22 protein-coding genes are annotated in these 21,726 nt (G+C 55.5%); 10 read left to right on the top strand and 12 right to left on the bottom strand.

Annotated features, from left to right (window positions below):
• Positions 1-120: 120 nt before the first annotated feature.
• Positions 121-1,239: an IS110 family RNA-guided transposase gene (locus C8273_RS08450; protein ID WP_106627275.1), complete on the top strand. Its 1,119-nt coding sequence runs from the start codon at positions 121-123 to the stop codon at positions 1,237-1,239.
• A 294-nt stretch (positions 1,240-1,533) separates the two neighbouring features.
• Positions 1,534-3,735, top strand: a complete 2,202-nt coding sequence (locus C8273_RS08445) for an SEL1-like repeat protein (protein ID WP_159060750.1) — start codon at positions 1,534-1,536, stop codon at positions 3,733-3,735.
• A gap of 60 nt (positions 3,736-3,795) precedes the next feature.
• On the opposite strand, the gene C8273_RS12645 is transcribed toward C8273_RS08445, so the two are convergent.
• From C8273_RS12645 to C8273_RS08420, 6 genes are all read right to left on the bottom strand, one after another.
• Positions 3,796-3,969: a hypothetical protein gene (locus C8273_RS12645; RefSeq protein WP_159060749.1), complete on the bottom strand. Its 174-nt coding sequence runs from the start codon at positions 3,967-3,969 to the stop codon at positions 3,796-3,798.
• Between the two features lie 18 nt (positions 3,970-3,987).
• Positions 3,988-4,230: a DUF2442 domain-containing protein gene (locus tag C8273_RS08440; RefSeq protein WP_106627273.1), complete on the bottom strand. Its 243-nt coding sequence runs from the start codon at positions 4,228-4,230 to the stop codon at positions 3,988-3,990.
• Between the two features lie 13 nt (positions 4,231-4,243).
• Positions 4,244-4,510, bottom strand: coding sequence for a DUF4160 domain-containing protein (locus tag C8273_RS08435; protein ID WP_106627272.1), 267 nt, complete (start codon positions 4,508-4,510; stop codon positions 4,244-4,246).
• A gap of 70 nt (positions 4,511-4,580) precedes the next feature.
• Positions 4,581-5,363, bottom strand: a complete 783-nt coding sequence (locus tag C8273_RS08430) for an amino acid ABC transporter ATP-binding protein (protein WP_106627271.1) — start codon at positions 5,361-5,363, stop codon at positions 4,581-4,583.
• A complete protein-coding gene (locus C8273_RS08425) occupies positions 5,344-5,988 on the bottom strand; it encodes an amino acid ABC transporter permease (RefSeq protein WP_106627270.1) in 645 nt (214 codons plus the stop codon). The genes C8273_RS08430 and C8273_RS08425 overlap by 20 nt, the downstream gene beginning before the upstream one ends.
• Positions 5,989-6,052: 64 nt before the next feature.
• A complete protein-coding gene (locus C8273_RS08420) occupies positions 6,053-6,862 on the bottom strand; it encodes an amino acid ABC transporter substrate-binding protein (protein ID WP_106627326.1) in 810 nt (269 codons plus the stop codon).
• A 248-nt stretch (positions 6,863-7,110) separates the two neighbouring features.
• On the opposite strand from C8273_RS08420, the gene C8273_RS08415 reads away from it, so the two are divergent.
• Positions 7,111-8,130 carry an HD-GYP domain-containing protein gene (locus C8273_RS08415; protein WP_106627325.1) on the top strand — a complete coding sequence of 340 codons (1,020 nt, stop codon included), beginning with the start codon at positions 7,111-7,113 and terminating at the stop codon, positions 8,128-8,130.
• An 89-nt stretch (positions 8,131-8,219) separates the two neighbouring features.
• On the opposite strand, the gene C8273_RS08410 is transcribed toward C8273_RS08415, so the two are convergent.
• On the bottom strand, positions 8,220-9,443 hold the full coding sequence (locus C8273_RS08410; RefSeq protein ID WP_106627324.1) for an EAL and HDOD domain-containing protein: 1,224 nt from the start codon (positions 9,441-9,443) through the stop codon (positions 8,220-8,222).
• Positions 9,444-9,628: 185 nt separating this feature from the next.
• Here C8273_RS08410 and C8273_RS08405 point away from each other — a divergent pair, with 185 nt between their 5' ends.
• From C8273_RS08405 to C8273_RS08385, 5 genes are read left to right on the top strand one after another with little or no spacing between them, the layout of a single operon-like run.
• Positions 9,629-10,444 (top strand): energy-coupling factor transporter transmembrane component T family protein, encoded by an 816-nt coding sequence (locus tag C8273_RS08405; RefSeq protein WP_106627269.1) that lies wholly within the window; start codon positions 9,629-9,631, stop codon positions 10,442-10,444.
• A gap of 13 nt (positions 10,445-10,457) precedes the next feature.
• Positions 10,458-11,234, top strand: a complete 777-nt coding sequence (truA, locus tag C8273_RS08400) for a tRNA pseudouridine(38-40) synthase TruA (protein ID WP_106627323.1) — start codon at positions 10,458-10,460, stop codon at positions 11,232-11,234.
• Positions 11,235-11,239: 5 nt separating this feature from the next.
• Complete coding sequence (locus C8273_RS08395; protein WP_106627268.1) at positions 11,240-12,484, top strand: GspE/PulE family protein; 1,245 nt, start codon at positions 11,240-11,242, stop codon at positions 12,482-12,484.
• Positions 12,477-13,472: a type IV pilus twitching motility protein PilT gene (locus C8273_RS08390; protein ID WP_106627267.1), complete on the top strand. Its 996-nt coding sequence runs from the start codon at positions 12,477-12,479 to the stop codon at positions 13,470-13,472. The genes C8273_RS08395 and C8273_RS08390 overlap by 8 nt, the downstream gene beginning before the upstream one ends.
• Complete coding sequence (locus tag C8273_RS08385) at positions 13,469-14,677, top strand: type II secretion system F family protein (protein ID WP_106627266.1); 1,209 nt, start codon at positions 13,469-13,471, stop codon at positions 14,675-14,677. Before C8273_RS08390 ends, C8273_RS08385 begins: the two co-directional genes overlap by 4 nt.
• A gap of 506 nt (positions 14,678-15,183) precedes the next feature.
• Here C8273_RS08385 and C8273_RS08375 read toward each other — a convergent pair.
• The 3 genes from C8273_RS08375 to C8273_RS08365 form a co-directional block, all read right to left on the bottom strand.
• Entirely contained in the window at positions 15,184-15,816 is a 633-nt protein-coding gene (locus tag C8273_RS08375) for a DUF4405 domain-containing protein (protein WP_106627265.1), read from the bottom strand.
• Complete coding sequence (locus C8273_RS08370) at positions 15,816-16,496, bottom strand: flavodoxin (protein WP_106627264.1); 681 nt, start codon at positions 16,494-16,496, stop codon at positions 15,816-15,818. The genes C8273_RS08375 and C8273_RS08370 overlap by 1 nt, the downstream gene beginning before the upstream one ends.
• A gap of 98 nt (positions 16,497-16,594) precedes the next feature.
• On the bottom strand, positions 16,595-16,957 hold the full coding sequence (locus C8273_RS08365) for a PTS glucitol/sorbitol transporter subunit IIA (protein ID WP_106627263.1): 363 nt from the start codon (positions 16,955-16,957) through the stop codon (positions 16,595-16,597).
• Positions 16,958-17,160: 203 nt separating this feature from the next.
• Here C8273_RS08365 and C8273_RS08360 point away from each other — a divergent pair, with 203 nt between their 5' ends.
• Positions 17,161-19,020 carry a glucose PTS transporter subunit IIA gene (locus tag C8273_RS08360; protein WP_106627262.1) on the top strand — a complete coding sequence of 620 codons (1,860 nt, stop codon included), beginning with the start codon at positions 17,161-17,163 and terminating at the stop codon, positions 19,018-19,020.
• Positions 19,021-19,025: 5 nt separating this feature from the next.
• Complete coding sequence (locus C8273_RS08355) at positions 19,026-20,480, top strand: sucrose-6-phosphate hydrolase (protein WP_106627261.1); 1,455 nt, start codon at positions 19,026-19,028, stop codon at positions 20,478-20,480.
• A 58-nt stretch (positions 20,481-20,538) separates the two neighbouring features.
• Here C8273_RS08355 and C8273_RS08350 read toward each other — a convergent pair whose 3' ends face one another.
• Positions 20,539-20,739, bottom strand: a complete 201-nt coding sequence (locus C8273_RS08350) for a hypothetical protein (protein WP_106627260.1) — start codon at positions 20,737-20,739, stop codon at positions 20,539-20,541.
• 104 nt (positions 20,740-20,843) lie between these two features.
• Positions 20,844-21,611 (bottom strand): polysaccharide deacetylase family protein, encoded by a 768-nt coding sequence (locus C8273_RS08345; protein WP_106627322.1) that lies wholly within the window; start codon positions 21,609-21,611, stop codon positions 20,844-20,846.
• Positions 21,612-21,726 lie beyond the last annotated feature (115 nt).

Here is a 21,726-nt window from a genome sequence, read left to right as displayed (position 1 = left end):
GGGGAACCGCTTGCGGTGGAAGATAATATGTAGTGACCTCACATTTGTAAATCGTGGATTTACCTGTAGAATAGAGGTAGAGTCTATCTCAGGAATTACCGCATACAAAAGGAGGCCACCATGAATAGTATAGTCTATGTCGGCATGGATGTCCATGCCTCAAACTACACGCTTTCCTGCTACACTCTCACCAACGATGAATGCTTCGCTACCGTCCAAATGGAACCAGAGGTCAAGAACATCCTAACGTACCTGAAGAAGGTACAGCGCAATCTTGGAACCCCCTGTGAATTCCTCTGCGGCTACGAAGCAGGCGCCCTCGGCTTCTCCCTCTACCACCAGCTCCAAAAGCACGGCATTCCCTGCACCATTCTCGCACCCTCCACCATGCCCCCCTTCCATCGTAACGAGATCAAAACTGATCGGCGCGACGCCATGAAGATTGCCCGCTGTCTTGCCTTTGGTGCCTTCCGCCCCGTCCATATCCCCACCAAGGAGGACGCCGCCGTCAAGGATTTCATCCGCATGCGCGATGACCACAAGATCGCCCTCAAGAAGATCAAGCAGCAGATCCAGGCGTTCTGCATGCGCTACGATCTGCACTTCACCGAGGGCAGATCGTATTGGACGCAGAGGCATCTTGCTTGGCTGAAAGCGCTTGCGCTCGATGATCTCCTGCGTGAAGTCCTCGATGAGTACCTCGTCACCTTGCACCAGCTCGCCGACAAGATCGAGCGCCTTGATGCACGTATCGAAGAACTTGCCCAAGGGGAGCGCTATGCCGAAAACGTCAAGAAGCTCTCCTGCCTCATCGGGGTGCGCACGCATACCGCCCTGGCACTCGTTGCCGAAACAGGCGATTTCCGCCGCTTTGCCAAAGCCGAACAATATGCCGCCTTCTTGGGGCTTGTGCCCGGCGAGCGTTCCAGTGGCGACAAGCAGTCACGTACCGGCATCACAAAGGCGGGAAACACGCATCTGAGGAAACTGCTGGTTGAGGCATCCCAGTGTTATGGACGCGGCAAGCCCGGCTACAAGTCAAGACTGCTCAAGGAGCGCCAACAGGGAAATACGTCCGAGGTCATTGCATACGCGGACAAGGCGAATGAGCGACTGCGGCGCAAGTTCTACCGCATGGTGTTGCGGCATAACAAGAAGCATAACGTCGCTGTCACAGCCGTTGCCAGAGAACTGAGCTGTTTTATATGGGGGATGATGACTGGGCACACAGCAATCTAAACCACCAAGCAGGGAAGGGACGGCATTTTGATGGAGCCTTGGCACAGCAAGGTTCAGCTATCTACGTCGCCCCTATGTGACACAGGTTGTGATTCACGCTGGAAGATCGTAGAGCTCTCGGCGAACCATTCCACTGCGGTACCCAATCCGCGCATAACAGAGTGGCACTGACGTGAACTGTATATTCTAAGGCTCTTTCAAAATGTCGTCCCTTCCTTCATGTTTTTTCGTTTTTGCTCTTGACAAATGTCACTACATAACAGGGGCGCAATAAAGAAATGTGGAGGAAGCATCATGGCACGAAAGGTGAAATTCCCACTGGAACTGAAGGACGGCTATCTGGCACGCAGCAATATCGAGGAGGTGCGCACGCATTTTGATCTCGAAAAAATAATCGCCCAGTTCCATAACGGCAGACTGAAAATCTGGCTCGACGATCACTACTTGCCGGAGATGGCGGAGCAGGTCGCGGCTCTTGACGGCGATGCCCCCGATCTCGCCGCACAGCTCTGCGCCGTCCTTGGCGTCGAGGGGGTTGCCACGGATCATGTGGACAGCAGCCTTATCCAAAAACGCGAGGAGAACCGCCAGCGGCTCAGTCAGTACACAACGAATCCCATTCTATGCGATATGGCGGAGTTCGCTGCGTTCGAGCAGGGGGATTTGGACAGGCTCATCAAGGAGGGGGCACAGGAGATAATTCTGTGTAAAGAGAATTTCCACATCCCATTGAACGTGAAGAACAAGACCTATCTCGGTGTTGGGAACGCCGTCGCTGTGGTTGACAGCAAGACGGCGGTCGATTTTGAGGCACTGGGGATTCATTTTGTCGATCTGCCCTTTGATGAGCAGTATCGGGAAGCCGTGGCGGACGAGCCGCGCAAATACTTCGAGCAGGGACAGCAGTACGAGGAAAATGGAAAGGATAAGAAAGCCGTCGAGTGCTATCAAAAGGCAATCGACCTCGGCTGTGACGATGCTATTCTTGCTCTTGCAGAGCTGTATGAAAAGCAGGGCAAAGAAGAGGCGATGATCCGCCTTTTGGTCAAGGCGGGGAATCAGGGCAATGTCGGGGCGATGGATCGCTTAGAAACACATTTTGAAGAGGTTGAAGACTATAGAAGTGCGATACGGTGGACGGAAAAGCAAGCCTTACTGGGGGACGCTGATGCTATGTGGTGGATGGGTGTTAAATATCGTGAGGGGAAGGTTGTTGAGCAAGATTTAGAAAAAGCGTTTGACTGGTTTCTAAAATCGGCACGTGCGGGGCATGATGGGGCGATGTGGTGGCTAGGAGATTGCTACCGTGACGGTGAGGGAACGGGGGAGGATATTGGCGAAGCGATAAAATGGTATGAGAAATCTGCTGCATTAGAAAATTCTTATGCCATGTGGAGCCTCGGAATGCTTTACGATGAGGGGAATGGCGTTCCGGAGAATCCTGTTCTTGGTGCAGAGTGGTATCGTAAATCTGCCGAGGCAGGAAACACACAAGGAATGTACTATTTAGCCCTTGATTATGAGTATGGTACTGGCGTAGAACAGAACGATGCGGAGGCAAAGAAATGGTATCGTAAAGCTGCCGATGAAGGCTATGCTCCTGCGCAGCGGCGCATGGGGGGATACAGTGCTACTGATGAGATGTATACGGGAGCACTGCGTTGGTATGAAATGGCTGCTGAACAAGGGGATGCTGAATCCATGAATCGAATCGGTGTGCTATACTCTCGTGGGAATGGCGTGACACAGGATGCCAAACAAGCTGCTAAATGGTTTCAAAGGTCAGCAGAAGCAGGCTTTGGATGGGGAATGTGCAATTTAGCAAATTGTTATGATAATGGTGACGGCGTTCAGGAAAACTTTGATTTGGCGTGGAAATGGTATGCCAAGGCAGCAGGTGAGGGGATAAGACCCGCAATTAAATGGATGAATGGACATATCATCAACGCTCATGTTATGGCAGAACTGTGTTCCGTCATGATTCTGGGATGTTTGAAATCAGGCAAAATTCTCTGGGAGAAAGAAGGATACTGGAAGAATGGCTATACCTATGAGATAAATCCAAACATCACATCGGATCGGGAGTGGATTCGCAAGGGAATCGTAGAGCGTGATGAAATTATTATTGGAGGAACAACAAGTGTTAATTTGTTCTCCTCGAATGAGGAAATCATATTTACGAATCGTGGAGTTTATCTATTAGGAGAAAGTGGCAATGCAAATTGGACACCATATACAGGGATCTCAGATGTGATTTTTATCAATGGGAATAGGAAAACATTCCAAATTTGTTTATCGGATGGAGATACAACTAATTTGGAAAATACGGCTGAGTGGGATAAGATGATGGGCTTAACGAACGTTCGTCTCTTCCTGCTCCTGATGGCTCGGCTTATCGGTGACTGCGAATATGAATTCACCGATGAGGAGATGGCGAAACTCAGCCTCGTTACCCTCGAATCCTTAAATAATCGTTGTATCGTTGATTATCTTTGATACAAACAAAAACAGGGCAGATACAGAGGTTCGTCACCTCTGCATCTGCCCTGTTTAGCGTTACTCGCCTTTTATAACCGTCTTCAGAATATCCTTTTTGACCTCCTGCGCCATTGCGGCGACTTCGGGCATTCCCTGCGCGGGGGCTTCCTCGATCATCTCGTTAAAGATGTCGATCAGTTCGTCTACTTCGAGTTCCTTGATGCGGTTGAGGTCGATGATCTGTGCGGACATGAGATTCCTCCTTTTTCATCAAACAGCGGGTACAGAATCGTCATAGAGCTCGTGTGGGGCAATGTCCTGCCCATCTGCCCATGCAACTGTAGCACCTGATACATGGACTGTTTGAAAAACAGCGGGAACTTTTAGCTTTTCGTACCATGACCCTTTGATGTACGGCATTACATCAAAAACTTTCTTCTCGCCTGTCTCAAAAAGCAGCAGTAATTTATAATCAGGAAGGGGCTGTACATCGAGTACTTTTGGCTGTGGCATGATATGTACTCCTTTATTGCAGAGGAGGAATTTTGAACGGGGCTTCGCCATTGCTGAGAAGTTTCCAGTTTGCTGTCAGTTCATCCGCATGTATTTCGAGCCATGCGACGACTAGTTTCAGTTTCTTGCGTGGAAGTTCGCCCTCAATCAATTCTCCATCTAAGGAAATGACCGCTTCATAGTCCTGATACTCGGCATGTATATGTGGACTATTATGTTTTCCACCGACTTCACGGTACATATAAATGATGATTCCGAAGAACATACTTAGCGCAGGCATTTCATATTCCCTCCTATCATAGTTCTATTATACCATACCATTGAAGAAATATCATAGCCTTATTGGAATCTCAAAGCATATTCCGCAGAAACTCCCGTGTCCGTTCTTCCTTCGGCGCACGGAAGAAGGTCTGTGGCTCGCCCTGTTCGACGATGACACCGTTCTCCATAAAGATGACATTGGTTGCTGCCTCGCGGGCGAACGCCATCTCATGCGTGACGACGATCATGGTCATGCGCTCGGCGGCGAGGGCACGCATGGTGCGCAGTACCTCACCCGTGAGCTCGGGGTCGAGCGCGGAGGTCGGTTCGTCAAAGAGCATGATGTCAGGCTTCATGGCAAGTGCGCGCGCGATGGCGACGCGCTGCTGCTGTCCGCCGGAGAGCTGGCTCGGGTAGTAGTTCTCGCGGTCGGAGAGTCCGACTTTTGCGAGGAGTTCGCGTGCGTAGGGGAGGATCTCATCTTTGGACTGCCCCTTGACGTGAATGGGTGCCTCGATGAGATTTTCGATGACGGTCATGTGTGGAAAGAGGTTGAACTGCTGAAAGACCATGCCCGTGGACATGAGGATGCGTCGTACGTCGGCAGTGCTTGCGTAGGTCGCGGTGCTTTCTCCGTCCTTCGTCCAACAGAGCTTTTCCCCGCGAATTGTGATGTTGCCGGAGTCGATCGTCTCAAGTTTGTTGATGCAGCGCAGGAGGGTCGACTTGCCGGAGCCGGATGAGCCGATGATGGCGAGCACCTCGCCGCGTGCGAGGCTGAGGTCGATGCCGCGGAGGACACCGAGATCGCCGAAGGATTTGTGAATGCCGCGCATGGAGAGCATGATTTCCTTAGCTGTCGTATCTGCCATAGTGCGCCTCCAGTTTCTTGAATCCCCATGTGAGTACGGCAGTCATTACGAGGTAGAAGATGCCAGCGATGAGGAAGGGGGTCATGTCGAACTCGCGCTGGACGATGGTGCGTGCGACGCGCAGGAGGTCGTTCATGGCGAGGATGTAGACGAGCGAGGTGTCCTTGACGAGGTTGATGGTCTCGTTGCTGACCGGTGGAAGTGTGATGCGCAGTACCTGCGGCAGGACGATGCGCCGCATGGTGAGCGGGGCGCTCATGCCGAGCGCACGCGCCGCCTCAAACTGTCCGCGCGGGACTGCCTGTATGCCGGAGCGAAAGATCTCGGCGAAGTAGGCGGCGTAGTTGAGGACAAACGCGAGGAGTGCCGCTGCAATATCGGGCAGCATGATGCCGACCATCGGCAGGGCGAAGTAGACAAAGAGCAGTTGGAGCATCAGTGGTGTGCCGCGCATGATCCATATATAGATTTCGAGCAGCCGGCTGAGCAGCCGGAAACGTGAAAGCCGCCCAAGCGCAGCAAAGAGTCCGAGCGGTAGGGAGAGTGCGAGCGTGACACAGAAAATCTCGAGGGTGATGGTCGAGCCCTCGAGCATGAGCAGTATCGTATCCAGTGTTTTATCCATTCGTTTTATCGTCCTTGCAGGAAAAAAGAGCCGCCGCGCGAAACGGCAGCCCTTCTTCCGTTATTTATTTTGTGATGTCCTTCGTGAACCACTCGGTGGAGATCTTTGCCATCGTGCCGTCCTTCTTCATCTCGTCGAGCACTTTCTGCACCTCATCGCGCAGTATCGTATTGTCCTTGGCAAATGCAATGCCGAACTCGCTCGTGGGACCGACGACCACGTCAAGTGCTGCAAGCTCATCGGGGTGCTTGCTCATGTAGTAGCGACCGACGATCTCATCGCCGATGACCGCATCAAGTCTGCCGTTCTCGAGATCCATAAATGCTGCGACATAGTCCGGGTACTTCTTGACCGCCTTGACCTCGTCCTTGTAGAACGGGGTCGCGTCGATGTACTCCTCCGCTGTGCCCGCACTCTGCGTGCCGACGGTCTTGCCCGCAAGGCTCTTCTCATCCGTGACGGAGGTATTGCCCTTCTTCACGAAGATGATCTGGCGATTGTCCATGTAGGGATTGGAGAAGAGCATATTCTCCTTGCGCTTGTCGGTGATGTCGAGCCCGTTCCAGAGGATCTGGACGCGTCCGCTCTTCAGCTCCGCCTCCTTGCTCGACCAGTCGATTGCCTTGAACTCCACATCGCGTCCGAGACGCTTCGCCGCCTCCTTCGCGAGATCCACGTCGAAGCCGACGATCTCGTTCTTCTCGTTCTTGAAGCCCATCGGCGGGAAGTTGTCATCAAGTCCGACGATGATCTTTCCCATCTCTGCGGCATTGTCCGTCGAGACAACCTTCTTCTCGCTGCCGCCGCAGCCTGTGAGCAGTGCTGCCGACAACGCAAATACCGCTGCGCCCATAAAGATATTTTTCCAGTTCATCTTCATAACTCTCCTTGCTATCTCTTTAATAAGATAAAGTGCTAACGTGGAATATTATACGGTATGGATTAAAATTATGTCAAGTTTTATTTTATCGAGGCAGGTTTTTTTTCATAAAGGTCGAAATATTTATAGGTGCAATAGTTTTGAGCGTAACGAAGGGAGCATCGACGGCGGTGCTTCTACAGGGGTCAATCGAGGGAGGGCTTATCTTGCGTGCAATATCCGTGAGCGATCTTGAAAGTGGAATGATACTTGCGCGAACGATCACAAACGCGAAACGCGTTGTTGTTGTATCCGAGAATACTGAGCTGACGGCGGCGCATATCACGCGACTCAAGTTTTTGAAGATTCCCGTTGTCTACATTAAGGATGAGACGGAACTGAAGGAGGATCGGTCGCCGATCTTCTCGCGCAGCAATCTGTTCATCAAACAGTATGAAAATGTGGTTGGAACGGCGAAATCCATCTTTGAGGAGACGAAGAAAACGGGTTCTGTTCCCGTTGCCGAGACCAATGAGATGGTGCAGGGTGATCTGCTGCCGCTCTCGCGCCGCAGCGGCACGATTGACTATCTGAACGAGATCAATCATCTGGCAAGCGATATTTACAATCACTCCCTGCGCGTTTCGATTCTCTCGGGTGTCATTGCGAAGTGGATGCAGCTTGACCGTGAAACGGCAAAGGACGTTGTCCTTGCTGGATTCCTGCACGATGTCGGCAAGTCGAAGTTCGACCAGCGCCTCCTTGAGAAGAATATCGACAGCCTCAAGGGTGAGGACTACGAGAGGTATATTCAGCACACTGTGGATGGTGCACAGATCCTCAACAATGTCGCGGGGCTCACGGAGGGCGTTCGTCTGGCGGCACTGCAGCATCATGAGCGCATGGATGGCAGCGGCTTCCCGTTTAATATCAAGGGGGAAGACATTCACCTGTATGCGCGGATTGTTGCGGTCGCTGATCTCTATGACAATATCACGGTTGAGCGCGAGGGTTATACACGCCGCACGCCGTTTGATGCTGTGGCGGAGATTGCGCGTCAGATGTATACGTCGCTCGACCCGCAGGTCTGTATCCCCGTGCTGACGAATATCAAGAATGCGTTCCTCGGCTCGCGCGTGCTGCTCAGCAATCATCGCGAGGGAACGATCACAGCGTATCCGCACGGTGTTGTGCCGCTCCCGATTGTCACGATCTCGGAGGACGAGGTGATCGATCTCAACGAGAACACGAAGATTACGATTGTGGAGTACAATCCAAAGTAAGTTGAAGTAAGTTTTTGAAACGACAAGCAAAAAGCCCACCGGAGTTCTTGCTCCGATGGGCTTTCTTTATAGGAATCGCTGATATCGCATCAGCTGACGCTTTGCAGTGCGTTGTACCACTCAAGTACGGCGTCATATTTGGGCTTGAGGTGATCGACCGGAATGTGTTCACGTTCACAGCATGCAATGACCTTGTCCCAGTCACCCTTCTCGTAGGCGATGACGAGATCGAGAATGCGGCGTAGGTCGTTGTCCTCGCCAAGGAGTGCTGCATTGAGATCGTCCGCGAGAGCGACCTCCTTCAGCACCTCTTCCATGGGCAGCATCAGCAGGACATCGAGCAGCGAGAACATTCCGATGAGGAAGCCTGCGTCTTGCGTGAGTCCAGGGCGCTTGAGTTCCCCGGCAATGAGTTCGCAGAACTTTGCGCGCAGGAGGGAGAGGGTGAAGAGTTCGGGCGGCTTGTCCTCCGAGAAGGTCTGCAGACTGATGAGTGTGACCCAGCGCTTTACGCCGCTGGCACCCAGCAGTACCGTTGCCTGTTTGAGGTTGGAGACATGGTTCACAAGCCCGATCCCCGCAGAGTTGATGTAGGTGAGCAGCTTGTGGACGAGGTTGGTATCCGAGGAGATGACGTTGGTCATGGAGGCAAAGTCGACGTTTTGCCGATTGATTTCCTTGAGGAGACGCATTCTGGACAGGGCGTTGCTTGTCAGCTTCTTTTGGTGCAGGATTGCCGGCTTGCAGAAGAAGTAGCCCTGAAAGAGGACATAGCCGAACGCCATCGCCTGATGGAACTCCTCCTCGGTTTCGATTTTCTCTGCGAGCAGCCGTACGTGGCTTGGCAAGATCTCACGCAGTTTCTGACGTTCCTCAGGATCGGTTGTGATGCGGAAGTCGACCTTGATGATGTCTGCCATTTCGATGAGCGGCTCGTAGCCGGGCAGGAGAACGAAGTCATCGAGTGCGATCTTGTAGCCCTCTGCCTTGAGTTCCCGTACTGCCTCCACGATCTCAGGCGTCGGCTGCACGTTTTCGAGAATTTCTACGACGACGTTTTCCGGCGGAAGGAGTTTTGGTGCGCGGTTCAGCAGGTTTTGCTCGGTGAAGTTGATGAATGCCTTTTTGTCGGAGACCAGTTTCTTTAGACCAAATTCGAGCATCGCGCCTACCATGACACTCTGTGTTGCTACGTTGCCGTCAAGAGTTGGATCAAAGGCGTTCTTGAGTCCACTGCGAAAGAGAATTTCGTAGGCGTATACCTTTTGCTGCTGATCCAATATCGCCTGCCGGCCAATGAATGCTTCTTCCATCATGATAGAACCTTTCTATGATTCTCTGAAAGCACTGATCCATTCAGCACTGCCTTCAAATAGATTGAAAAGAAGAATGATAACCTATTACATTGCGTGTATTATACCATAAATATGGAGAAAAAGAAATGTAAAAACCTTGCTTTAATGTTATAATGGGAAAAACGAAATGGATGTGATCTCTTTTGCTGCAAGATATTCAGATTGGACGCTACCTGCCCGGGGATTCGTTTCTGCATCGCATGGATCCGCGCGTGAAGATTGTTCTGCTCTTTTTCTTTTTGCTGCTTATTTTCTTTGTGGAAAATGCGGTAGGGTTTGCTGCACTCTCTGTGAGCGTCGCGCTCCTGATGATCTTTTCCAAGGTACCGCTCGGGATGCAGCTGCGTTCGATTCGTCCGATTCTCTGGATCGTGCTCTTTACATTTGCTGTGCATCTCTTTATGACGCCGGGGGAGGAGATGCTGCGCCTCGGACCCTTTACGGCAACATGGGAGGGGCTTGCACGCGGTGCATACATTGGGCTGCGTCTGGTGCTGCTGATACTGCTCAGTACGCTGCTCACGCTCACGACGAGTCCGCTGCGCCTGACGGATGGTCTGGAGGCGCTGCTCTCACCGCTCAGACGTATTCATGTGCCTGTGCATGAGCTCTCGATGATGATGACGATTGCCCTGCGCTTTGTGCCGACGCTGCTGGAGGAGCTGGATCGCATCATGAAGGCGCAGAAGGCGCGCGGCGCGGACTTTGAGCGCGGGAATATTGTGCAGCGCCTGCGCGCCGTTGTGCCGATCCTTGTGCCGCTCTTTCTCTCGGCGTTTCGCCGTGCGGATGAACTCGCACTTGCGATGGAGGCGCGCTGCTATCGCGGCGGGGAGGGGCGTACGCAGATGAAGGAGCTGCGCGCGGAGCGGCTGGACTACACGGCGATTGCCGTGTTCTTTATCGGTGCGGCAGGGATCTGTGCCGTGAGTCTTGGGGGGCTGAGCATTGCGCCCTGAGAATGTGGAGCGGATGAAGGCGCGTGCACGCAATATTGCACTGAAGGTTTCCTATGACGGCACGCATTATCATGGCTTTCAGCGGCAGACGCCGCCCGTGGTCGCCGTGCAGAATGTGCTCGAACGCGCACTGGCGAAGGTCTGCGGTGAGCAGGTGGAGCTTGCCGCAGCGGGGCGCACGGATTCCGGTGTTCACGCTTACGGTCAGGTGGTGAATTTCTTTACGGACGGACGTATCCCGACGAACCGTTTGCCGCGCGCGGTGAACGGTCTTTTGCCGCACGATATTGTTGTGACGGAGGCGTGGGAGGCGGCGCGGGATTTCAGTGCGCGGCATTCGGCAAGGGGCAAGGCGTATGTGTATCGTTTGGAGGAGTGCGCGGTTCCAAATCCCTTTACGCGCAGTTATGCGTGGCAGCTCTTTCAGCCGCTGGATCTCGATGCGATGCGTGCTGCACTTGCACTCCTCGTGGGGACACATGACTACTCCTCGTTTCGTGCGGCGGGCGGGGCACCGATGTCGCCCGTACGCACCCTCGATGAGATCCGGCTGACGGAGGAAGGCGGAGGTCGTCTCTCCTGCTATCTGCACGGCAATGGCTTCCTCTATCACATGGTGCGCAACATCATGAGTACGGTGGTGAGCGTGGGGGTTGGACGCATTTCTTTGGAGCGTTTTGCCGAGATCTTTGCCGCGCGTGACCGGCGGCTTGCAAGTCCAACAGCACCTGCCTGTGGGCTGTATCTGCTCAGCGTGGATTATGAGGGCGCAAACGAAGAAGGGGGCTGATCCGTATGGAACAGGAGGCAGCACAGCGTCTGGTGGCGGAGGCTGTTCGTGAGGTGCGTCGAGGATCCCTTGATGAGGGGGCGCGCGGCAGCCATGTTGTTTCTCTCGTCAATGCCATTCTGGATACGGCACTTCGAGAGGCGGCAACGGACATTCATCTTGAGCCAATCAGTGCCGGTCTGCGCATACGCCTGCGTGTGGATGGTCTCTTGCAGGAACGTCCCGTTCAACTGCCGCCGGAACTGGCTCCGGTCATCATTGCGCGTCTGAAGGTGATGGCGGGGCTTGACACCGCAAAGCGCAACCGTCCGCAGGACGGACAGATCCGCTACCGCTGCGGCGGACGGTCGATTGATATGCGCGTGGCTGTGCTGCCTGTGGTAGAGGGGGAGCGCATGGTTGTGCGCATCATGGATGCGGAGGAACGTTTTCTCAGCTGTGCGGAGCTGGGCTTTACGGCGTACAATCAGGAGCTGTTTGAGCGACTGATTCATCGTCCAACGGGGCTGCTCCTCCTCTGCGGGCCGATGAACTCGGGCAAGACGACGACACTCTATGCGGCACTCTCTGCACTCAATGAGCCGAGCTGTCATATCATGACGCTTGAGGATCCGGTGGAGCGGCGCATTGAGGGGATCAGTCAGTTTGAGGTGCATGCGGAGGCTGGGCTGACCTTTTTAGCGGGACTGCGCGCGGCGCTCCGTCAGGATGTGCAGAAGATCCTGCTCGGCGAGATTCGTGACCGCGAGACGGCGGAGATGGCAGTGCGGATTGCACTTACGGGGCATGCACTCTTTTCTACGCTGCATACGGAGGATACGGTATCGGCGGTCTTTCGCATGATCGAGATGGGCATTCCGCCCTATCTGCTTGCGGCGACGCTCTCCGGCGTCATTGCGCAGCGGCTCGTGCGGCGCGTGTGCGTGCACTGCCGCGAGGCGTATGCCGTTCCTGCGGATTCGCGTGAGCGGGTGCAGCTGGGCGATCTCTATCAGGATGGCATGGAACTTGTGCGGGGGCGTGGCTGCGACCACTGTCATGGCACAGGCTACCGTGGACGCATGGCAATTCATGAAATCCTTCCCATCTCAGCGCGCATTCGCACGGCGATTCTTGGAGCGGGCGATCAGGAGGCGCTGCGCTGTGCGGCTGCGGCAGATGACATGGAGACGCTGTGGCAGGATGGTGTCGCAAAGGCGTGCGCGGGAGAGACGACACTTGCGGAGGTGGGGAGGGCGCTCTATGGCTGAGGGATTCGCATGGGAGGAGATTCTCCGCCGGATGATCGCGGCAGAGGCGTCCGATCTGCACCTCGCACCGGATCAATGTGTACGAATGCGTCTTGATGGTGTGCTTGTGCCGGAAATATTCACCCCTACCGCGCATGACATGGATTGTATGCTTGATACGATGCTCACGGATGCGCAGCGTGTCACGCTTCACAGGTCTGACGTGGACTTTGCGTGGGTCTATCTGGGGCGGCGCTTTCGCGGAAATGCCTATCGTATGCAGAACGGCGTCGGGCTGGCTCTGCGGCTTCTGCCGAAACGGATACCGACGCCGGAGATGATCGGTATGCCGGCGGCACTTCGCGCACTCGCAGCGACGCGGGATGGGCTGGCACTCGTGTGTGGCGCAACGGGCGCGGGCAAGACGACGACGCTTGCCGCTCTGATCGAGATGATAAATCAGACGCAGTGCGCGCACATCATTACGCTGGAAGATCCCATCGAATATATTTTCTCGCCCGCGCAGTCCTTCCTCAGTCAACGTGAAGCAGGACGTGATTTTTCTGCGTTTCCGCACGCTGTACGTGCTGCTCTGCGCGAGGATCCGGACGTCCTGCTCATCGGTGAGATCCGCGACCATGCGACGATGGAGGCAGCGCTCATGGCTGCCACGACGGGTGTACTCGTGCTCGGGACGCTCCATACGCGCAGTGCGGCGCAGACGGCACTGCGGGTGGAGAGCCTGTTTGCAGCGGATGTACGGGATGCCGTGCGGGTACAGTTTGCCGATGTCCTTACAGGGATTTTTGCGCAGCGACTTCTGCCGCACGTGGGCGGCGGACGTATTGCCGCCTTTGAGGTGCTTACGGCAACCCCTGCCGTGCGCAGTATGCTGCGGCAGGGCAGCTACGGTCAGCTGGCTTCCGTGATGATGAGCGGGGCGGCACAGGGAATGCAGACGGCTGAGATGGGGGAGGCGGTGCTGCGTTCCAAGGGGCTGATCGCATGAGGACGTTCACCTATCGTGCGCGTACGGTTGATGGCCGTGTGCTGCGCGGTGAGATCGCCGCCGCCTCCGCGCCTGCTGCTGCCCGCACGCTTGCGGCAGAGGGGAAGATTGCACTCGCCATCAGCGAGCGGCACGATGTTCGTCTGCCGTCCGTACTGCGTTCGCGCAGCCGTATCAGCGCGGAGGAACAGATTGCCTTTCTGCATGAACTGATGACGCTTCTCGGGGCGGGGCTTCCGGTTCATGAGGCTCTGCGTCGGCTCGTGGACGGTGCGGCTCCAAACGCTTCTTATGGTCGTCTTGTCGCTGCACTGCACGCTGCGGTTTTGCGCGGAGTGCCGCTCTCGCAGGCGATGGAGATACAGAAGGCATTTCCTCAAAGCATCGTTGGGATGGTGCGGGCGGGGGAGGAGAGTGGAACGCTTGCGACCATTCTGCAGGAGGCGGCGACGATTCTTATGGAGCGCAACGATATGCGCGAATCCATGCGCAGTGCACTTGCTTACCCGCTGTTCCTGCTTGCGGCAACCGCGCTTTCCCTGATCCTGATGGTCATGTTTGTGCTGCCGGTCTTTGCCTCGCTTTTGCGTGATCTGAGTGCCACAGTGCCGCTGCCGACACAAATCCTGCTCTCTCTGTCCGATCTGCTGGTGGAGCATGCACATCAGCTTCCCGTTGTCGGACTCGGAATCTGCTTTGTATTCGCAGCCATTCTGTATGTACCTTCGCTGCGATGCAGGCTGGATGGACTCCTGCTGTGTTTGCCCATCCTTGGTGCCTTTCTGCGATTTACAGCGTGGCAGATGATCCTGCGTACCATGGCGATCCTCCTGCGCAGCGGGATCCGTCTGGACGCTGCCGTGGGACTTGCCCGCATGGCAACGGAGAACCGTGCGCTTGCGGTCTGCCTCGTGCGAGTGGAGCAGTGCCTGGTCGAAGGGCGCACCTTTGCGTACGCCATGGAGGGCGTCCCCTTTATGCCGCCCCTCCTGCACGGAATGCTTGCCGCAGGGGAGGAAGCGGGGGACTTGGAACACCTGCTTCAGTACGGGGCAGACTACTGCAGGCGCAGGGCGGGCGCGTATGCTGCACGGATGGAATCACTTGCCGAACCCGCGATGATCGTCCTCGTTGCCGCACTTATCTTCTTTGTCGTCCTCTCTGTGCTCCTGCCGATCCTCGATACGATGGACGCCCTGATGTAAAGGAAGCACTGATAAATTCAGCCGCGCCATCTTAGCGTATCTTTTTTGCCCGCTTTTTGTCGGCAAATCCTCCACATAGCTTTGGCTATGCGTCCGGTTTGCCTCCTCAATCGGACAGAAAAATCTACGCCAATCTGACGGACTTCATTTTATCAGCGATTCCTAAAAATGGGGGTGCTGCACGAACGCCCCTATCGGCTCGCTGTGCTCGCCACTTCCCCCGTTGTGACGGGGGAAGCTAAGATGCAATAATCCTTAGAGCCTCCCCCGTTGCTGACCTGTCCAAGAAGCAAGTCCGCAGGACGAAGCTGATTGGGAAACAGGTCGTATGGGAAAACGTCCCAAGAACACAAGCGTAAGCGAAGTGTGATTGGATGACGTTGACCGCTCGATACGGGGGAGGGGGACCGCGAAGCGGTGGAAGGGGCGCTTGTAACGATATTGCTGACATAATGATAAGGGGTGCTGCACGAAGTTTTTGGCTTCATGCAGCACCCCTATTACTTTTATCTGCGTATCTGTTCGTAAAAGTAGGAGCAGCTCATGCACGCGACGAAGATGAGCAGCAGATCGAGCTGATACTCCCATGTGCCGAGGAGACCGCCGAACGACATGTGCTCGAACAGGATTTTCTCATAGATGTGTGTCGTGACGAAGGCGTGTAGCCCTGCGATGATGATAAGTACGCCGCATGCGTTGAACAGGCGTGTGAGTATGGGCGGCAGCCGCAGGGACAGGCGGCGCAGGATGCCGTTCCAGATTGCACGCCAATGGAACCCTGCATGAATGCCGACGATGAGGTAGAAGATGACGGCCGCCGCCATGTGCGTCCCATGGACGTAGATGGACGTGAGCCCGCGCAGACGGATGACGGGGACTGCGTAGAGTGAAATCAGGATGCCCGTCACAATCACGAGGACGAGGAGCGTGAGCATCATCACGTTGACGATATTGAGTGCTGTGACCCGCAGGCGCAGTGTAACAAGTGCCTTTAGATAGCGGCGGACAAGTAGGAGATGGATGCCGCCGAGCAGGAGAAAGGTCAGTCCGAGATATTCATGATAATATTCGTTCGTCAGCAGCCGATTCGGCAGAAAGAGAATGGCTGCCCAGATGAGAATATAGAGTAGTATGCGCATCAGTTCGTATACCCCAGTGTGGCGAGCCAGTTGGCGATTTCCAGTTTTGCCTGTTCCGGATGCTGCTGCACGAATTTTCCCTGCAGCCCCAACCCCGCGCGCAGTTGCGCTCCTTTTGCAAAGAGCGGGATATCCTCCTCCTTGCCGCTCATGGCACTGCCCATTCCCGTGCAGAACGGGATGATGGTCTTGCCCGTGAAATCATAGCTCTCAAGGAAGGTATAGACGGGCATGGGGAGATCCTGATACCAGATCGGATAGCCGAGGTAGATGACATCGTAGGATGCCATATCCTCCACGCGTGCAGCGAGCGCCGGACGCGCATTTTCCGCCTGTTCCTCCTTTGCCACCCGCGTCATCTCCTGGTAATCGACGGGGTAGGGGGCTGTCGTCTGTATCTCGAAGACTGCATCCGCCTTGGTCAGTGCAGCAATCTGCTCTGCGACAATGTGTGTATTTCCCTTCTCAATGTAGCCCACTTCATAATTTTCCCCCGTGCGCGAGAAGAACGCGACGAGGACGCGTTTGCCTACAAGATCCGCAGGAGGCTGGATTGGACGCGTGAGGTCGAGTACGGAAGAATCCGCGTGACTGTTCTCATTGATACCGCCGCCCGCCCCTGTGCAGCCGGCAATGAGGAAGGTAAGGGCGGTGCAGAGCAGCAGGATAAAATTCTTCAAATGGATTACCTCTCAAACATTATCAACGATTCCCTATACAAAGAAAAGAGTCAGCCTCCGCGAGAACACTACGGCTGACTCTTACTGCGGCGTTGTCGTTATTTCCCTGCAAAGGAAAATTTGAGACCTTGCGCGAGCGAGGGGACAGTCGTGCCCTCAAGCTCGATCTGTCCGGGCATGGAGCCCTTTGCGTTGAAGAGGAGGGTGCAGTGCCCGCTTTCGCGGATCGTATCGTTTGCGTTCTCACCGACGCGCACGACCTTATACTTCTGCTTCCCAATCGTGAGTGTATCACCGGCGACAAGGTCGCTCGCCAGCTCGCTCGGTGTATGTTCGATGACCATTTCGGCAAGGTTCGGGTGCGCACCTTCGTCCAGCAGGATAACGCTGCTGTTTGTTTCGAGGAATTTGCGCGCCAGCTTGCCGATGGCAGTGACGGTGACTTCATATTTTACGCTCATGAGTAATGCCTCCCCGGATCATCATCCGAACTTTCCTGTGATTTCTTATAAATATTTTACCATATAGAACCGCCGATGTAAAACCTTTTCCCACTGCTTCTGCATTGACAAGTGAAAAAGAAATTAGTACACTTTATCATGGAAGGAATCTGAAAGCAGTATGGGAGGATTCCAATACGAAAATTTTATAGGGGGGACTTGATATGCAGGATATTCGGCTTGACAGCCCGCTGAAGGGGCGGCTGATCCCACTCTCGGAGGTGACGGATCCGGCGTTTGCGAGCGGCGCGATGGGGCGCGGTGCGGCGATTGCGGAGCCCGAGGGGCGCGTCGTCTCACCGGTGGACGGCGAGGTTACGGTACTCTTCGGCTCAAAGCACGCCATCGGCATCCACTCGGCGGATGGAATTGATCTTCTCATCCATGTCGGCGTGGACACGGTAAAGCTTGAGGGAAAGCATTTCACGGCGCACGTTGCGCAGGGGGACACGGTCAAGCGCGGGCAGCTGCTGCTTGAGTTTGATCCAGAGGCGATCCGTGCGGAGGGCTATGAGACGACGACTCCCGTGCTCGTGACGAACGCGGCGGACTATGGGAAGATCACGTTCACGCTGGGCGATGCAGAGATCTCCTCGGGCGGCGACGCACCCGAGGAAGCAAAGGCAGAGGCAAAGGCTCCTGTGGACGATGATATCGATCCGAATCTGCCAAAGGAGGAGCGCGTCGCAAAGCTGATCTGGAAGTATGTCGGCGGTGCGGGCAACGTGCGCAGCGCAGAGCACTGTGCAACGCGTCTGCGCCTCATCGTGAACGACAAGTCGATCATCGACGAGAAGGCAATCGAGAACATCGACGGCGTGAAGGGGCAGTTCTTTGCCGCCGCACAGTACCAGATCATCCTCGGCACGGGCTTTGTCGACAAGGTGTTCGACGCCTTTGTCGCGGGCACGAATCTCGTGGGTGCGGTCAACAGCAAGCAGGAGGCGTACGATCAGATGACGCCGCTGCAGAAGGTCTCGCGCACGCTCGGCGATGTGTTCGTCCCGATCATCCCCGTGCTCGTTGCAACCGGTCTTTTCATGGGACTGCGCGGTGCGGCACAGAGTCTTGGCATCGAGATGAGCGAGAATCTCATCCGCATGAGCCAGATCCTCACAGACACGGCATTTGCCTTCCTGCCCGCACTCGTCTGCTGGTCGACGATGAACCGCTTCGGCGGCACGCCCGTCATCGGCATCGTGCTTGGACTCATGCTCGTGGCACCGCAGCTGCCAAACGCCTATGCGATTGCGGCAGGCGATGCTGTACCTCTCTCGATGGAAATTCTCGGGATTCCGATCCCCGTTGTCGGCTATCAAGGCTCGGTGCTGCCCGCGCTCGTGCTCGGTATCTTTGCCGCACGCCTGCAAAAGTGGTTCAAGACCTTTGTGCCGGACATCATCGACCTCATCGTGACCCCGTTCCTGACGCTGTTCGTCTCGATGCTGCTTGGCCTTCTCGTCATCGGACCCATCATGCACACGCTTGAGATTGTCATCTTCGGCGCGGTGCGCACCTTCCTTGAACTCCCGTACGGCGTCGGCGGTTTCATTGTCGGCGGCGTGCATCAGGTCATCGTCGTGTTCGGTGTGCACCATGTATTCAATGCCCTTGAGGTACAGCTGCTTGCCACGACGGGGCTTGACCCGTTCAACGCCATCATCACGGGGGCGATTGTGGCGCAGGGCGGCGCGGCGGTTGCCGTTGCGGCACGCACGCACGATGCGAAGAAGCGCGCTCTCTACATCTCCTCGGCGGTTCCAGCCTTCCTCGGCATTACGGAGCCGGCGATCTTCGGTATCAACCTTCGCTTCATGAAGCCGTTCATCTACGGCTTGGTCGGCGGCGCGTGCGCAGGAGCGATTGCGGGCTTCCTGCACCTCGCGGGTACGGGCATGGGTATTACGGTGCTGCCGGGGACGCTGCTCTACCTTGACCATCTCGCCGAATACATTCTCGTCAACGCCGTCGGCTTCGGTGTCGCGTTTGGCTTGACCTTCACCTTCTTCCGTCCCGAGGAGTGAGTATTGTGGAGAAGTTCGACAAGCGGGAAATTGATGCGAAGCTTGCGGAGGGCTTCCCCTTCACGCATCGCTGGCACAATCGCTTTCATCTTGAGATGCCGTTCGGACTCATCAATGACCCGAATGGTCTGACGTATCATAACGGTGCGTACCATATCTTCTACCAGTGGAATCCGTTCGGCTGTGCGCACAAGAACAAATCGTGGGCGCATACGAAGACGCGCGATTTCTGCACCTATCAGATTCCACAGCTCGCGCTCTGGCCGTCGGACGAACACGACAAGGACGGCTGCTATTCGGGCTGCGGCACGGAGGAGGATGGGCGGCTGCGCATCCTCTACAACTGCAACGCGAAGGATGCACAGGGCAATCGCAGCTCCGTACAGCGGTTCGGTACGTATACAAAGGCAACGGGGGCGGTACAGAAAGAGGAGATCATTATTGACGGTCCGCCCGCAGGCTTTACGGCGCATTTCCGCGACCCCTATCTCTTTACATGGCGCGGCGTGCGCCACCTCGTCATCGGTGCGCAGACGGAGGAGAAGCGCGGCTGTGTGCTCGTCTATCGCGAGGCTCCGATCACGTGGGAGTATCTTGGGGAACTGCGCACGCAGCTGAAGGACTTCGGCTATATGTGGGAGTGCCCGAATCTCCTCTCGTTCGGCGACAGCGACGTGCTCGTCTTCTGCCCGCAGGGCGTGGAGGCGCGTGCATACGACCGCCAGAATGTCTATCAGGCGGGCTACATCGCAGGGCATGCCTCGATGGACGCGATGGAGATGCTCATGCACGGGCGGTTCAAGGAGCTCGATCACGGCTTTGATTTCTACGCGCCGCAGATCGTCACGCACGAGGGGCGGCACATCCTCATCGGTTGGATGGGCATGCCCGACCGCGAGGACGAGTACCCCACGCGCGAAGAGGGGTGGATGCACAGCCTGACACTGCCGCGCGTGCTGACGCTCAGGCAGGGACATATCTTCTCCGAGCCGGTACGCGAGCTGAAAGCGCTGCGTCACCGTGAGACGGAGCGTACACTTGAGGCGGAGGGGGAGAGCGAGTTCTCTGCGACCCTCTATGATCTCACGGAACTCATTCTCGATCTGACGATGGGAGAGGCATACAGTGTCTCTGTCGAACTCGTCTTTGGCCTTGAAAAGCTCGTCTTCCGTTACAACCGGCTCGAACAGGTTATGACCATCGACCGCACGGGCATGAAGCTCGGCGGACGCGGCAAGCGTGTGTTCAAACTCTACGCCGAGGAGCGGCTGTCCATGCGCCTCTACGTCGATCATGGTGCAGTGGAGGCATTCTTCCAGCACGGGGAGGAGGCGGCGACCATCGCCATCTTCCCCGAGAAGAACATTCGCCCGAGCCTGCGGATCTTTTCGGATGTCGATCTGCAGCAGATCTCAGGCGCTGTCTGGGAATTGGAACCCTTCCACTACGAGAAAAACTGATTGGTCCATACAAAAGGAGCGACCACAGCTGCGGTCGCTCCTTTTCTGTATCCGATTGTCAATGCGTATGATGGCTGTCCTTAAGGATGCCGACAACGGCACGCTGCACAACGTCAAGCACGTCGTGGAGGAGTGCGTTATACATTTCGCCGCCGTCGACAACACCGCGCCCGTTCTCCGTGAGGAAGAATTTCTTCGGGTGTTCCGACGCCGCATAAGCTTCGTCAAATTTCGCCTTGACCAGTGCCTCAAAATCCATGAAAAGCCCTCCTTAAACACAATAACCGATGATCGTATTATAGCATAACTTTCCGCGTCTGTCCCCTGCTTTTACAGATTTTTCGCAAAAATAGCAGCGCCTTCTCAGGGGATCAGCAGACAGCCTGCCAGTCTATCAAACCCCCATGCGCGCAGACAGAGGCGCAGATCCTCAAGCGGTGCGATGAGCGGGGCAAGGGCGAGCCGCAGCTTAAAGCGGGTAAGCGTGTGCATATTGGCACCGAAGATCGGTATGCGATCCATCTGATACTTCCCTTCGTCGGGCGTTGAGAGTCCGTAGTGTACGGTAAAGCCCCCACGATAGCCGGCTGCATGCGTGATCTCCTCGATCTCCTCGTTGACGCGCCCGCCGGGGTAGGCGATGTAGTGCATATCATAGCCGAGCTTCTCGGAGAGCAGATCATGGGAGTCCGCAATCTCGTGGCGCAGGTCATCGACGGAGGTCAGCTCGGCGAGGTTCGCATGCGTCATTGTATGACTCTCGAAGTGAACCAGCCCCGATGCCTTCATCTCCTCAATCTGATCCCATGTCAGATAGTTCGGGTAGGTATTTGTGAAATCGTAGATGAGGAAGATCGTCGCCTTGAATCCATATTTTTTGAGAATGGGGTAGGCGTACTCGTAGTTGTCTGCATAGCCGTCGTCAAATGTGATGATGACGGGCTTTTCCGGCAGCGGCGTTCCGTTTTCGAGGGCATCCATCATCTCGTCGATTGTGATGGTGGTATAGCCTTCGTCTGCAAGATACGCCATCTGTGCCTCGAACTGATCCGGCCAGAGGGTCAGCGGATTGCCGTTCTTTTCCTCGACCTGATGATAGTTCAGAACAGGGACGCCCCTTGCCGTCTGCATCAGAGCAATGCCGCCGACAATGAGGAATCCGACTGCGGCAATCAGTAGGTACAGCAACCATGTACGTGTGCGTTTCAATTATATTACCTTCTTTGCAGAATCAATCACACGATGA

Origin of the sequence: Candidatus Centipeda massiliensis (genome assembly GCF_900290285.1) — a bacterium.
Lineage (GTDB): Bacteria > Bacillota > Negativicutes > Selenomonadales > Selenomonadaceae > Centipeda > Centipeda massiliensis.
Note: the sequence above shows the minus strand (reverse complement) of the source record. Positions and strands in the feature narration are given on the sequence as shown.

Coding starts and splice junctions, on each gene's coding strand:
- C8273_RS08450 (WP_106627275.1), top strand. CDS start 121: ATGAATAGTATAGTCTATGTCGGCATGGATGTCCATGCCTCAAACTAC.
- C8273_RS08445 (WP_159060750.1), top strand. CDS start 1,534: ATGGCACGAAAGGTGAAATTCCCACTGGAACTGAAGGACGGCTATCTG.
- C8273_RS12645 (WP_159060749.1), bottom strand. CDS start 3,969: ATGTCCGCACAGATCATCGACCTCAACCGCATCAAGGAACTCGAAGTA.
- C8273_RS08440 (WP_106627273.1), bottom strand. CDS start 4,230: ATGCCACAGCCAAAAGTACTCGATGTACAGCCCCTTCCTGATTATAAA.
- C8273_RS08435 (WP_106627272.1), bottom strand. CDS start 4,510: ATGCCTGCGCTAAGTATGTTCTTCGGAATCATCATTTATATGTACCGT.
- C8273_RS08430 (WP_106627271.1), bottom strand. CDS start 5,363: ATGGCAGATACGACAGCTAAGGAAATCATGCTCTCCATGCGCGGCATT.
- C8273_RS08425 (WP_106627270.1), bottom strand. CDS start 5,988: ATGGATAAAACACTGGATACGATACTGCTCATGCTCGAGGGCTCGACC.
- C8273_RS08420 (WP_106627326.1), bottom strand. CDS start 6,862: ATGAACTGGAAAAATATCTTTATGGGCGCAGCGGTATTTGCGTTGTCG.
- C8273_RS08415 (WP_106627325.1), top strand. CDS start 7,111: ATGATACTTGCGCGAACGATCACAAACGCGAAACGCGTTGTTGTTGTA.
- C8273_RS08410 (WP_106627324.1), bottom strand. CDS start 9,443: ATGGAAGAAGCATTCATTGGCCGGCAGGCGATATTGGATCAGCAGCAA.
- truA (WP_106627323.1), top strand. CDS start 10,458: ATGAAGGCGCGTGCACGCAATATTGCACTGAAGGTTTCCTATGACGGC.
- C8273_RS08395 (WP_106627268.1), top strand. CDS start 11,240: ATGGAACAGGAGGCAGCACAGCGTCTGGTGGCGGAGGCTGTTCGTGAG.
- C8273_RS08390 (WP_106627267.1), top strand. CDS start 12,477: ATGGCTGAGGGATTCGCATGGGAGGAGATTCTCCGCCGGATGATCGCG.
- C8273_RS08385 (WP_106627266.1), top strand. CDS start 13,469: ATGAGGACGTTCACCTATCGTGCGCGTACGGTTGATGGCCGTGTGCTG.
- C8273_RS08375 (WP_106627265.1), bottom strand. CDS start 15,816: ATGCGCATACTACTCTATATTCTCATCTGGGCAGCCATTCTCTTTCTG.
- C8273_RS08365 (WP_106627263.1), bottom strand. CDS start 16,957: ATGAGCGTAAAATATGAAGTCACCGTCACTGCCATCGGCAAGCTGGCG.
- C8273_RS08360 (WP_106627262.1), top strand. CDS start 17,161: ATGCAGGATATTCGGCTTGACAGCCCGCTGAAGGGGCGGCTGATCCCA.
- C8273_RS08350 (WP_106627260.1), bottom strand. CDS start 20,739: ATGGATTTTGAGGCACTGGTCAAGGCGAAATTTGACGAAGCTTATGCG.
- C8273_RS08345 (WP_106627322.1), bottom strand. CDS start 21,611: ATGCAGACGGCAAGGGGCGTCCCTGTTCTGAACTATCATCAGGTCGAG.